This is a genomic window from Neisseria mucosa (genome assembly GCA_003028315.1).
Lineage (GTDB): Bacteria > Pseudomonadota > Gammaproteobacteria > Burkholderiales > Neisseriaceae > Neisseria > Neisseria mucosa.
In genome coordinates, this window is sequence record CP028150.1 from 1,755,281 (window position 1) to 1,767,571 (window position 12,291).

The 12,291-nt window shown below is 49.9% G+C and carries 13 protein-coding genes; all 13 read left to right on the top strand.

The features are described from left to right. Positions 1-342: 342 nt before the first annotated feature. The 13 genes from narH (at position 343) to NM96_08860 (ending at position 12,146) form a co-directional block, all read left to right on the top strand. The gene (gene narH, locus NM96_08800) at positions 343-1,902 is read left to right on the top strand and encodes a nitrate reductase subunit beta (GenBank protein ID AVR79418.1); all 1,560 of its coding nucleotides are present in this window, start codon (positions 343-345) and stop codon (positions 1,900-1,902) included. Next, on the top strand, positions 1,902-2,570 hold the full coding sequence (gene narJ, locus NM96_08805; GenBank protein AVR79419.1) for a nitrate reductase molybdenum cofactor assembly chaperone: 669 nt from the start codon (positions 1,902-1,904) through the stop codon (positions 2,568-2,570). The genes narH and narJ overlap by 1 nt, the downstream gene beginning before the upstream one ends. Further along, the gene (narI, locus tag NM96_08810; GenBank protein ID AVR79420.1) at positions 2,567-3,256 is read left to right on the top strand and encodes a respiratory nitrate reductase subunit gamma; all 690 of its coding nucleotides are present in this window, start codon (positions 2,567-2,569) and stop codon (positions 3,254-3,256) included. Before narJ ends, narI begins: the two co-directional genes overlap by 4 nt. A 488-nt stretch (positions 3,257-3,744) precedes the next feature. Continuing rightward, positions 3,745-4,407, top strand: coding sequence for a DNA-binding response regulator (locus NM96_08815; protein AVR79421.1), 663 nt, complete (start codon positions 3,745-3,747; stop codon positions 4,405-4,407). Between the two features lie 50 nt (positions 4,408-4,457). Then, the gene (locus NM96_08820; protein AVR79422.1) at positions 4,458-4,886 is read left to right on the top strand and encodes a molybdenum transport protein ModE; all 429 of its coding nucleotides are present in this window, start codon (positions 4,458-4,460) and stop codon (positions 4,884-4,886) included. Positions 4,887-5,166: 280 nt separating this feature from the next. Next, positions 5,167-6,426 carry an MFS transporter gene (locus tag NM96_08825; GenBank protein AVR79423.1) on the top strand — a complete coding sequence of 420 codons (1,260 nt, stop codon included), beginning with the start codon at positions 5,167-5,169 and terminating at the stop codon, positions 6,424-6,426. A gap of 60 nt (positions 6,427-6,486) precedes the next feature. Further along, complete coding sequence (locus NM96_08830; protein ID AVR79424.1) at positions 6,487-7,869, top strand: NarK family nitrate/nitrite MFS transporter; 1,383 nt, start codon at positions 6,487-6,489, stop codon at positions 7,867-7,869. 239 nt (positions 7,870-8,108) lie between these two features. Continuing rightward, on the top strand, positions 8,109-9,335 hold the full coding sequence (locus NM96_08835; GenBank protein AVR79425.1) for a molybdopterin molybdenumtransferase MoeA: 1,227 nt from the start codon (positions 8,109-8,111) through the stop codon (positions 9,333-9,335). Beyond that, entirely contained in the window at positions 9,332-10,309 is a 978-nt protein-coding gene (locus tag NM96_08840) for a GTP 3',8-cyclase MoaA (GenBank protein ID AVR79426.1), read from the top strand. Before NM96_08835 ends, NM96_08840 begins: the two co-directional genes overlap by 4 nt. 1 nt (position 10,310) lies before the next feature. After that, complete coding sequence (locus NM96_08845; protein AVR79427.1) at positions 10,311-10,943, top strand: molybdopterin-guanine dinucleotide biosynthesis protein A; 633 nt, start codon at positions 10,311-10,313, stop codon at positions 10,941-10,943. 46 nt (positions 10,944-10,989) lie between these two features. After that, complete coding sequence (moaC, locus tag NM96_08850; protein AVR79428.1) at positions 10,990-11,463, top strand: cyclic pyranopterin monophosphate synthase MoaC; 474 nt, start codon at positions 10,990-10,992, stop codon at positions 11,461-11,463. Next, positions 11,447-11,707 (top strand): molybdopterin converting factor subunit 1, encoded by a 261-nt coding sequence (gene moaD / locus NM96_08855; GenBank protein ID AVR79429.1) that lies wholly within the window; start codon positions 11,447-11,449, stop codon positions 11,705-11,707. Before moaC ends, moaD begins: the two co-directional genes overlap by 17 nt. Position 11,708: 1 nt before the next feature. Beyond that, positions 11,709-12,146 (top strand): molybdopterin-converting factor chain 2, encoded by a 438-nt coding sequence (locus NM96_08860; GenBank protein ID AVR79430.1) that lies wholly within the window; start codon positions 11,709-11,711, stop codon positions 12,144-12,146. Positions 12,147-12,291 lie beyond the last annotated feature (145 nt).

Sequence of the window (12,291 nt, forward strand, 5' to 3'; positions counted from 1 at the left end):
AGGCTGCCTTATTCACACGCGTGTTTTCCATTTTATGGCTATGAAGTCTGCCGTTTTCACCGTCTTCCTTATTTTTGTAATCCGGCCACAACGTTTTTTTCATCCCCTACTCGATAATACTAAAGTAGTATATACTTTTAATCTTTAAGCTAGTCCTTTCCCCTTATTTTGCTGTTTCAGGCTACGCTTTCTATGCATATTTTTCTTGTATGCGCTCCTATAAACTCTTAAGCGTCAAAATTTTTTTAAAATAAGCTACCATTACCACCCCATAATTAACAGCCATGTTCAAATGGCTTGCTAGACAGGCCATCTAGAAACCAAACCAAAAGGAACACTACCATGAAAATCAGAGCACAAGTCGGCATGGTTCTGAACTTAGACAAATGTATCGGCTGCCATACCTGCTCCGTTACCTGCAAGAATGTCTGGACTTCGCGTGACGGCGTAGAGTATGCGTGGTTTAACAACGTCGAAACCAAGCCAGGCATCGGCTTTCCGAAAAACTGGGAAGACCAAAACAAATGGAATGGCGGCTGGGTGCGCAAACCCAACGGCAAACTGGTACCTAAGCAAGGCGGCAAATTGAAGATTTTGGCGAATATTTTTGCCAACCCAAACATGCCGCAAATCGACGACTACTACGAGCCGTTCACCTACGATTACGAGCATCTGCAAAACGCGCCGAAAATGAAAACGCCGCCGACCGCCCGTCCTGTCTCTGTGCTCACCGGCAAAAAAATGGACAAAGTGGAATGGGGTCCGAACTGGGAAGACGATTTGGCAGGCGAATTTGAAAAACGTGCAAAAGACGTACTGTTTGAAGGTATTCAAAAAGACATGCACGCTGCGTTCGAACAAACCTTCATGATGTACCTGCCTCGTCTGTGTGAGCATTGTTTGAACCCAACCTGTGTGGCATCCTGCCCGTCAGGCAGCATCTACAAACGCGAAGACGACGGCATCGTACTGATCGACCAAGACAAATGCCGCGGCTGGCGTATGTGCGTATCCGGTTGCCCCTACAAAAAAATCTACTACAACTGGACTTCCGGCAAAGCTGAAAAATGTACATTCTGCTATCCGCGTATCGAAGGCGGCCAGCCGACTGTATGTTCCGAAACCTGCGTAGGCCGCATCCGCTATTTGGGCGTACTGCTGTACGATGCAGACAAAATCGAACAAGCCGCGTCAGTGGAAAATCCGCAAGACCTGTACGAACAGCAACTGGGCGTATTCCTCAACCCGCATGACCCCGAAGTACAACGCGAAGCATTGAAACAAGGTATCAGCCAAAGCTGGCTTGATGCCGCCCAAAAATCACCCGTGTACAAAATGGCAATGGAATGGAAAGTGGCATTCCCTCTGCACCCGGAATACCGCACCTTGCCAATGGTTTGGTACATCCCGCCGCTCTCTCCGATTCAATCTGCCATCGAAAACGGCCTGGTGGGTGAAAACGGTATTATCCCAAGCGTAGATGAAATGCGTATCCCGCTGAAATATCTGGCAAACCTACTCACCGCCGGCAAAATTGAGCCAATCAAAGAAGCGCTGGAGCGCATGATTGCTATGCGCCGCTTCAAACGCGGACAAGTGGTTCACGGTGAAACACCGGCTCAAGCACTGGAAGGTACCGGCCTTACGCCCGAAATGGTTGAAGACATGTATCAAATCATGGCTATTGCCAATTATGAAGACCGCTTCGTCATCCCGACTTCACACAAAGAAATGGTTGAAAACAGTTTCGGCGATAAAGCCAGCTGCGGCTTTACCTTCGGTAACGGCTGCTCCGGCGGCAGCAGCGAAGAAAGCCTGTTTGGCAAACGCAAAGGCACACCGATTATTTTCCACGGTCTGCGCAAAGATGCGGAAAAAAATCGTGAAGAAGGAGTACGTTGATGAGCGCGAATCCCGTTTACAAATGGTTTTCCGCGCTGTTGTGCTATCCTGAAGCCGAGCTGATCGAAGCCCTACCTGAATTTCAGGCTGCCTTGAAAGAATGGCCCGAGCTTCAATCGCAGGAAGGTCGTCTGAAAAACTTTTTAGACTATCTAGGCAATCACAATCTGCGCGAATTGCAGGAAAACTACGTCGCCACTTTCGACCGCAACCGTAACCACGCACTCTATATTTTCGAGCATGTTTACGGCGAAGACAGAGACCGCGGCAGCGCAATGGTGGACTTATTGCAAGAATACCGCAACCACGGCTTCGAGTTGGGCGACGACGAATTGCCCGACTATCTGCCCGCACTGCTGGAATACTTGAGCCAAGTGCCGTCCGAGCATGCGCAAAAACTCTTGGGTGATGCCGTACATGTCATTGCCCACATCGGAGGCCAGCTTGAGAAAAGCGGCTCGCCTTACGCCGTATTGCTGCAGGGCATTACCGAGCTCAGCCCGGTCGCACCACAACCCTTGATCGAACCACCCGTGCGCGATATGGACGAAGCCATGGAAACATTCGGTCCCGATATTTCCGGTACCGAGCCGCTGCTAAAACCAGGCGTCGAAACCGTACAGTTTTATCCTAAAGCCGCTTTTCAGACGGCCTCAAAAGGAGCATGAACATGAACACCCTGCACCAATTCTTCTTTGGCATTTTTCCCTATATTGCCCTCGCGATCTTCTTCTTCGGCAGCCTCGTCCGCTTCGAGCGTGAACAATATTCATGGAAAAGTGAATCCAGCCAACTCCTTTACGAAGGTCAGTTGCGCTTAGGTAATATCCTATTTCACGTCGGTGTTTTAGCCGTATTCTTCGGACACTTGTTTGGACTGCTCACACCTTTATGGTTTTGGGATGCAATAGGCGTTTCCCACGGTGCCAAACAAATCTTTGCGATGGTAATGGGCGGCATCTTCGGCACAACCGCAATGGTTGGCTTAATCATCTTGCTGCAACGTCGTCTGAAATGCGACCGCTTGGCTGCAAATACCACTTGGCGTGACAAACTGGTATTGATTTGGCTCATCGCCACCTTGGGTTTGGGTTTGTTGACTATCTTTGTGAGCATGGGCCATACAGATGGTCATGAAATGGTGAAACTGATGAACTGGGCGCAACATATCGTAACCTTCCGCGGTGAAGCTGCCAGCTATATCAAAGATGTAAGCTTTCTGTTTAAATTGCATATGGTAATGGGCATGGGCTTGTTTGTCATTTTCCCATTCACCCGCTTGGTGCACGTATGGAGCGGCTTCGCCAGCGTTGCTTATCTCGGCCGCGCATGGCAACTGGTTCGCCGCCGCTGATTCCTTTCAATCTTTCAACAGGCTATCCGAAGAACTTTCGGATAGCCTGTTTTATTATTACGATCAGGTTGGCTATTTTAAATACCCTATCTATCCAATTCACCAAACGACACAAGCCAACCTACTTGATGAAATATACGGTTAGTTATAAAGTACTAGGCTCATTTAACACCGACTTATTTCCCATCTTCATTAAGATACGCCATAATGCGACGGATCCGATATATATGACTTAGCTCATCGGAATACGTATTCAGCGGGGTTTTGCCCTCTTTTGCACCAAGAATCTTTTCACCCGTCAAAGGGAGTAAATGTCTCATATACTTTTGCTGCATCTTTAGCCTCCCTCGCCAAGCAATCCGGTAGCCATATCGGTCTGAATATTATAAGAAATCGGACATTACGCATTCACGCCGCCTCGAATTGGATTACAGCATAGACGATACTCCCCATATTTACCTTACCGCAACCAGAAAGAGTTTTAAAAGATGAGTTTGAATGAAACTATCCGCATTGCCTTGATAGACGACCATACCCTGTTCCGTAGCGGTATCAAAGCCCTACTGACCAGACAGGATAACTACGAAGTAGTCGGTGAAGCAGCTGACGGCCTCAGCGGTGTGAAATTAGTTGAGCAAACCGATCCCGATGTTGTACTGCTAGATTTAGACATGCCGGTAATGAACGGTCGCGAAGCTTTGGCACAAATCCTTAGCAGCCGTCCTGAACAGGTAGTAGTCATGCTGACTGTCTCTGAAGACAGTGAAGATTTAACTGAATGCATGCGGCTCGGAGCACGCGGCTTTTTGCTAAAAAATATCCATGCAGATTTTCTTGTAGATGCCATCCGCAAAGCAGCCGAAGGCGACAATGTTTTTTCACCCGAGATGACTGCCCGCTTGGTACAATCGTTAATCCAGCCCAATACCACTCCGGCGGCCAGTGCATTAGACGCACTGACAACGCGGGAATTGGAAATTCTCGGCCACTTGGCTGCCGGACACAGCAACAAAATCATTGCACGCAAACTCAATCTGGCGGAATCCACCATCAAAGTGCATGTACAGAGCATTTTACGCAAACTTGAATTATCCAGCCGCGTACAGGCAGCCGTTTATGCCGTACAGCACAATGTCCCGCAGCCACTGTAAACCATCAATCAGCCTCTTCTTTAATTACACTTTCAGTATAAGGAACACTCATGAAAAGCAGTGCCCGCAATCAACTGGCCGGTACGGTAACCCACATCGAACACAGCAACGGCTCATGCCTGGTTACCCTTGCCAGCGCAGGCGGTATCGAAATTCATGCACAAATCAGCAGTTTCAGCCTGAAACGTTTAAAACTATCGGTCGGCAGCCCGGTTATCGCCATGATTAAAGCAGCATCGGTCGTACTGGCGACTGACCTCGCACCCATGACATTATCGGCAGAAAACTGCCTGAACGGCACAGTGAAACGTGTGGAACAAGGGGCGGTCAACAATGTCGTTACGCTTGATATTAATAATGAAATCAACTTATGCGCAACCATTACACTCTACAGCAGCGAAACGCTTGCCCTAGAACCGGACCTGCCGGCCACTGCCGTTTTCAATGCCAATCAAGTCATGTTAGGCGTTTTAATTTAAAACAGAAAATTTCTAACACATGAAAAAGGTCGTCTGAAATGGTTTTCAGACGACCTTTTTCTACAATGCTTGACGTTTTACAAAGCCAAAGCGTACCATCCTATGTATCTAAGCCTAAATAACTAGTACTCTGCTTATTTAAGACTAATTTCTACTATTCCAATGCTTTGCTATGTCCATGCTTCAGAGCAATGCGTGATAGCTCGCGAACGCGTAAGTTAAAGCTGTGTAAAAATCCGATTAACTTATGGTAAACCACTAGAAAGGAAGGGGCAGCAAGATGGCCTCGGAAACTTACAAACGCTACTCGGTGCTATTCTCCAGCACTCTATCTTTTACTGTCTGTTTTATGATTTGGATGATGCTGGCCGTTGTCGGCATCAAAGTTCAGGAAGAAATGGGGTTTAACCAAACCCAATACGGCATTCTGATTGCTCTGCCGGTGCTTTCCGGTGCGCTGATCCGTGTACCGTTAGGCATCCTTACCGATAAATTTGGCGGCCGTATCGTGCTGTTTACCTTGATGATCCTATCCGTACCAACCATTTTCCTGATGCGCTACGCCAATCAATATTGGCATTTCTTGGTAATCGGTCTGGTGATGGGCTTGGCCGGCGGTTCTTTCTCGGTAGGTACTCCCTATGTGGCACGCTGGTTCCCCAAACACCAACAAGGCGTGGCAATGGGGATATTCGGCGCGGGCAATGCAGGTAGTGCAATCAATAAATTCCTTGCCGCCTGGCTGATTGTTACCTTTGGAACTTGGCAGATTGTCCCTACCGTATACTCAGCCATTATGCTGGCTACCGCGATACTCTTTTGGTTTACCAGCTATCACGATCCCAAACACTTGGTCTCTTCCAACGTTACGTTGAAAGAACAATTAGCACTCTTGAAAAACCCGGGCGTGCTGCGATACAGCCAATATTACTCCGTAGTCTTCGGCGGCTATGTGGCACTGGCATTGTGGATGACCAAATACTATGTGGGCGAATACGGTATGCCACTGCAAACGGCGGCATTTTTGGCAGCCTGCTTCTCACTGCCGGGAGGTGTACTGCGTGCTTTCGGCGGCTACCTTTCCGACAAATTCGGTGCATATAAGGTAACTTGGGCGGTAATGTGGTTGATTTGGATATGTTTCTTCATACTCTCCTACCCGCAAACCGATCTTTCCATCCGCACGACCGACGGCGGTTCGCTAACCATGCACCTCGGTCTCAATGTAACCGTATTCACGATACTAATGTTCACAGTGGGTGTAGCCACTGCGGTAGGCAAAGCTTCCGTATTCAAGTTTGTAGCTGACGACTATCCCGATAATATCGGTGCCGTATCCGGTATTGTCGGCCTGGCCGGTGGCCTGGGCGGTTTCCTTCTGCCGATTATGTTCGGCGCATTGGAAGACTGGACTGGCATTCGCTCTACTTCTTTCATGCTGCTCTACGGTACAGTCTGCGTTTCGCTGATTTGGATGCACTTTTCGTTTAAAGCCAAACGCGAAAGTGATATGAAAGCCTTAAAAGAGCGTCAATCCTAAATCTGTAGTTCGTCTGAAAATTTTCAGACGACCCAACACCTATCAGAAGGAGCCCTTTTTATGTCTCATCTTATCGAACATTGGCAGCCGGAAGATAAAACCTTCTGGCAGCAAACAGGTAAAAAAATTGCCACCCGCAATTTGTGGATTTCTATCCCTGCCCTCCTCCTTGCCTTCGCTATCTGGCAAGTATGGAGCGTGGCGGTAGTCAACCTGCCCAATATCGGCTTCAAATACAGCGAAAACCAGCTCTTCTGGCTGGCCGCCCTGCCCGCCTTATCCGGGGCGACCTTGCGTATCTTCTATTCTTTCATGGTGCCCATATTCGGCGGCCGCAAATGGACGGCCATCTCTACCGCCAGCCTGCTGCTGCCGGCTATCGGCTTGGGTTTTGCCGTTCAAAATCCTAACACCAGCTACATTACCATGATGGTACTGGCGCTCCTGTGCGGCTTCGGCGGCGGCAACTTCTCCTCCAGCATGTCCAATATCAGTTTCTTTTTCCCCAAAGCCGAAAAAGGCACTGCTCTCGGCCTGAATGCAGGCTTGGGCAATCTGGGGGTATCTGCCGTACAGTTTGTCGTACCGCTCATTATTACTGCAGGTGTCTTCGGAGCCCTTGGTGGAGAGCCGCAAACTTGGACGAAAGGCGATGTAACCAAACAAATTTGGTTACAAAACGCCGGCTTTATCTGGGTGCCTTTCATTATTCTTTCCACCCTAGCCGCTTGGTTTGGCATGAACGATTTGGCTTCCGCCAAAGCCAGCTTCAAAGACCAGGCCGTGATTTTCAGCCGCAAGCATAACTGGATTATGTGCATCCTTTATTTGGGCACTTTCGGCTCCTTCATCGGTTTTGCCGCAGGCTTCCCCTTGCTGATCAAGAGTCAGTTTACCGGGATTGATCCTGTAAAATATGCCTTCCTCGGCCCTTTGGTCGGTGCTTTGGCCCGCCCATTCGGCGGCTGGATCTCTGACAAAATCAAAAGCGGCGCACTGATTACCCAATTTGTTTTCATCGGCATGATTGTGGCGGTATGCGGCGTAATTTTCTTCCTTCCCAACAATGGTGAAGGCGGCAACTTCTGGGGCTTCTTTGCCTGCTTCCTGGCTCTATTTACACTCACCGGAATTGGTAATGGTTCTACCTTTATGCAGGTACCGGTAATTTTCCTTAATATGCACCAAAAATTTGCCGAAGAAGGCAAAGTCAGTGAAGAGCAAGCCCGTTTGGATGCTACCAAAGAAGGCGCAGCCGTAATCGGCTTTACTGCCGCCTTTGCAGCCTATGGCGGCTTCTTCATTCCGAAAAGCTACGGCACATCCATCGACCTAACCGGTGGTGTAAATGCCGCCCTGATTGGCTTTATCATATTCTATGCAATTTGTGCGGCACTTAACTGGTGGTATTACACCCGTAAAGGCGCTGAAGCCAAATGCTGATGTCCGAACACTAAGTACACAGGCCGTCTGAAAGCTTTCAGACGACCTGTCTTTATCATTACTAATTCTAAAGTATTAATCCAACTATGTCTTTTGACCACTGCCAAATGCTTTGTATGCATTCAAATCTGATTTTTACTGCTTTACCATGACGGATATTCAACCAGTATCCCCTATCCCACAAATTTCCAAACAGTTAAATTACTGGAAGACAACTTGCAGCACAGGAGACACACACCATGGCACTTACATCCGTCAGCGAACTGCAAACCCTGATTCATGAACACATCACCCGCACACCACGTCTGCCTGAAATCGAGCATATTCCTGTTGCCCAAAGCATAGGGCGCGTTTTGGCCGAGGACATGGTGTCTGCCCTAAACATTCCCGCTACCAACATTTCCGCCATGGACGGCTACGCCCTACCGTCTGATGCTGCCGCCGGAAGCTGTTGGCAGATAGTAGGTGAATCTGCCGCAGGTAAACCTTTCGCCGGCGACCTGCCCAAAGACGGCTGCATCCGTATCATGACCGGGGCTGTGGTTCCACCCGGCAGTACCTGCGTAGTATTGCAAGAAAACACTAAAACCGAAGGCAACGCCATTATCCTTACCCAAGACGTAGCCGTTGGTGCCAATATCCGCTACGGCGGCGAGGAAGTGGCAGCCGGCGATACAGTGCTTACCGCCGGCCGTATCCTCCGCCCTGCAGACGTGATGCTGTTGGCTGCTATTGGTATCGGACAAGTACCGGTTTACCGCAAAATCAAAGTAGCCGTGCTGTCTACGGGCGACGAACTTAACGAACCCGGCACGCCTGCCACCGACAATGGGCAAGTTTACGACAGCAATCGCCACACCTTAATGGCACGCTTGGCTGCCATGCCGGTGGAAGTTTTAGATTTGGGACAAGCTGCCGACGATTTGGAAAGCGTGCTGCATACACTAAACGAAGCTTCATGTATGGCTGACGTAGTGATTACTTCCGGCGGCGTATCGGTAGGCGATTACGATTATATGCGTGAAGCAGTCAATCGCCTGGGGGCCATCCATCACTATAAAGTCGCCATCAAACCGGGCAAACCGTTTGTGTTCGGTCAAATGCTGAAAACTTGGTATTTCGGCCTGCCCGGCAATCCCGTTTCCGGCTATGTAGGTTTCGACCTGTTTTTGAAAGCCGCGCTCTGGCAATTATGTGGGGTACAAGACATTCCCCAACCTTTCCGTTTGCAGGCCGTATTATCCCAGCAAGTAAAAAAATCTCCCGGTCGCATGGACATCCAGCGTGCCATATTGACTCAAAATGCCGACGGCACATGGGAAGCCTCCCCCGCCGGAGAACAGGATTCTCACCGTGTATGGGGCGTCAGCCGTGCCAACGGCTACATTATCCTACCTGCCGAGACAGGTAACCTACCTGCCGGAGCTACCGTTACCGTCCAACCATTTGCAGAGGCTTTTCTATGAGCGCGTTAACCGATCCTTTTAACCGTCGGCTAACCTACCTGCGTCTGTCGGTAACCGATTTATGCAACTACCGCTGCACATATTGCCTGCCTGACGGCTATATCGGCAAAGCCAAACCCGATGAATTGACGTTACCTGAAATTGAAACCCTGGCTCAAACCTTCGCACACAGCGGAACCCGAAAAATCCGCTTGACCGGAGGCGAGCCGACACTGCGGCGTGATTTGGCCGATATTATTGCCATCTGCCGTGCCCAACCGCAAATCGAAAGCGTAGCCCTTACCACCAATGCCTTTAAACTGGCAAAACTGTTTCCGCTATACCGCGCCGCCGGCATCGACAAACTGAACATCAGCATTGACAGCTTTGATCCGGAAGTGTTTTATCAAATTACCGGAAAGCGCGAATGCAATAATATTGTGCGCGCCTTGGACGGCATCTTAGAGCAGGGTTTTTACGATATCAAAGTCAACACTTTATTACTGCGCCGCTATATGTCCCGCACCTTGGCCGATGCGTTGGATTTCGTCCGCCACCGTCCGGTTACCCTGCGCTTTATCGAGCTGATGCAAACGCGCGACAACACTGCCTTTTTCGGCAAACAACATTTTTCTGCCGCTACCATAGAATCAGGCCTGCAAGCAGAAGGCTGGCAATTGGTACCCCGTTCGGCACATGCCGGTCCGGCACGGGAATACCGCCACCGCGATTTCGCCGGCGGCATAGGCTTTATCGCACCTTACAGCAAAGATTTCTGCCAAAGTTGCAACCGGCTGAGAGTCACTGCGCAAGGTAAAATGCACTTGTGCCTATTCGGCGGTATTGCTTATGATTTGCGCCCATGGCTTAGCAGCGGCGACCAAGCGGGCCTGCAGCAGCACTTGTACGAACTGATGGCGGAAAAACCTGAGCACCACTTCCTTCATGAACGCAAATTCGGCCTGATCCGTGACCTATCCATGATTGGCGGTTGAAATGGCCGAAACAATCACTGTTCAGTATGAGCCGTTATTGATTCTATGCGGTGGCCTCAGCAGCCGTATGGGCACCCCAAAAGCCTTACTTCCATTCGATGGCGTTTCCCTGATACATAAGCTGATTAAACAAACCCATCCTAACCGTCCTGTTTGGCTGGCTGCTGCCGGTCAGATTTATCCTGACACAGGGCGTGCTTATTATCTTAATGACGCCCTCCCCGGGCGACAGGGCCCGCTGGCCGCCATTCTGCCGGCACTGCAACAAGTACACCGGCAAGGTGAAGCCGGAATTTATGTACTGGCCTGCGATACCCTCCTGCACCCCGAAGTAGTAATCAAACTATTGACCGAAGGCTCGCATCAACCTGTTTGGCAGCAGGGTATTACCCTGCTGGCAGATGCCGACAGCGGCCGCCCCCATCCCTTGATGTCGCATTGGCCGGTAGCCGTGCGGCACGATTTGCAAACTTATCTGGCACAAGGCAAACACAAAGTAACCGCTTGGCTGGATACACAGCTTTGCCAAACCATCATCATGCCTGATGCCTGGCAAGCGGTATCCAATTTCAACACGCCTGCCGATTTCGAACACGCCGTAGCAGCTGCCCAAACACTGCCTGAGGTCGTCTGAAATAAATTGCCTGACCGAATAAAACCATCTAAAACCGGAGTATTTAATGTCCCTGACTCATTTAGACGAACACAGCCGAAGCCGTATGGTAGATGTCGGCGAAAAAGTAACCACCCGCCGCGTAGCCGTAGCCGAGGGCTGGGTGGTTTTTCCACCGGATGTGTATGCCCAAATCCAAGCGGCCAATGGCCAAACCGCCAAAGGCACAGTGAGCGAAGTAGCTCGTCTGGCCGGCATCATGGCTGCTAAAAACACCTCCCAGCTCATTCCGTTGTGTCACCCAATGATGTTGGAACGCTGCCAGCTCACCTTGAACTATGAAGATGATGAGCACCGCCTGCATATCCAAGCCGAAGTAGCGGTATCTCATAAAACAGGCGTGGAAATGGAAGCACTAACCGCAGTATCTGTGGCAGCACTCACCGTTTACGATATGACCAAGGCACTCAGTCACGATATCCGCATCGAACAAATACGCCTGGTTCATAAGTCCGGAGGCAAACATGACTTCAACCGTTGAGCCGATGCGCATCACGGTCCTCTACTTTGCCGCCTTACGCGAACAAAGCGGTAAAGAACAGGAAATCAGGCTTACCCATGCCACCGATGTTGCCGCCCTCTATGCCGAGCTGGCTGCCGAGTATGGTTGGGACTTACCGCAAAACCGCTTGCGCGCCGCAGTCAACCACACCTTTTGCCCTTGGCAGCACCCCCTGCAATCCGGCGATATTGTTGCCTTTATTCCCCCTATTGCCGGAGGTTGAAATGTTTTTTGATTTGACTGAACAAGCCATAGACGCTGCAGCCTTACGCCGGCGCATGCTTGACAACGAACAATGCGGTGCCTTTACCTGCTTTGAAGGCTGGGTACGCCGCCAAAACGACGGCAGCCGGGTGGATTATTTGGTATACAGCACTTACGAAGCATTGGCACGCAAACAAGGAGAAACTGTATTGGCACAAGCCAAACAGCGTTTTGCTATCGAAGATGCCGTTTGCGTCCATCGTTACGGCCGTCTGGAAGTAGGCGATATGGCAGTCTGGGTAGGTGTTACCGCCGGACATCGCGATGCCGCTTTTGCCGCCTGTCGTTTCATCATTGATACCATCAAAGCCGAAGTGCCGATTTGGAAACAGGAATTCTATAGTGATGGTCAGAAATCTGCCTGGCTGGCCAATCCTGAAGGGTTGCCGTCAGAATAATTTATAGCAACCTCCAAACATCAACATCCAACCATCCTTACCGCCCTTGCCTGTCCACCTACAGGCAAGGGCGGTTTTTAATATTCAAATTACTTAGTCATACATCCACCATACTAATACTTTAGTAGTATCTTACTATTTAATT

What these genes read in the sequence shown, in the direction of transcription:
- NM96_08845 (AVR79427.1), top strand. Translation starts at nt 10,311, where the DNA reads ATGGCCGAAACAATCACTGTTCAGTATGAGCCGTTATTGATTCTATGC.
- NM96_08820 (AVR79422.1), top strand. Translation starts at nt 4,458, where the DNA reads ATGAAAAGCAGTGCCCGCAATCAACTGGCCGGTACGGTAACCCACATC.
- NM96_08840 (AVR79426.1), top strand. Translation starts at nt 9,332, where the DNA reads ATGAGCGCGTTAACCGATCCTTTTAACCGTCGGCTAACCTACCTGCGT.
- NM96_08830 (AVR79424.1), top strand. Translation starts at nt 6,487, where the DNA reads ATGTCTCATCTTATCGAACATTGGCAGCCGGAAGATAAAACCTTCTGG.
- NM96_08835 (AVR79425.1), top strand. Translation starts at nt 8,109, where the DNA reads ATGGCACTTACATCCGTCAGCGAACTGCAAACCCTGATTCATGAACAC.
- narI (AVR79420.1), top strand. Translation starts at nt 2,567, where the DNA reads ATGAACATGAACACCCTGCACCAATTCTTCTTTGGCATTTTTCCCTAT.
- NM96_08815 (AVR79421.1), top strand. Translation starts at nt 3,745, where the DNA reads ATGAGTTTGAATGAAACTATCCGCATTGCCTTGATAGACGACCATACC.
- narJ (AVR79419.1), top strand. Translation starts at nt 1,902, where the DNA reads ATGAGCGCGAATCCCGTTTACAAATGGTTTTCCGCGCTGTTGTGCTAT.
- NM96_08860 (AVR79430.1), top strand. Translation starts at nt 11,709, where the DNA reads ATGTTTTTTGATTTGACTGAACAAGCCATAGACGCTGCAGCCTTACGC.
- moaC (AVR79428.1), top strand. Translation starts at nt 10,990, where the DNA reads ATGTCCCTGACTCATTTAGACGAACACAGCCGAAGCCGTATGGTAGAT.
- NM96_08825 (AVR79423.1), top strand. Translation starts at nt 5,167, where the DNA reads ATGGCCTCGGAAACTTACAAACGCTACTCGGTGCTATTCTCCAGCACT.
- moaD (AVR79429.1), top strand. Translation starts at nt 11,447, where the DNA reads ATGACTTCAACCGTTGAGCCGATGCGCATCACGGTCCTCTACTTTGCC.
- narH (AVR79418.1), top strand. Translation starts at nt 343, where the DNA reads ATGAAAATCAGAGCACAAGTCGGCATGGTTCTGAACTTAGACAAATGT.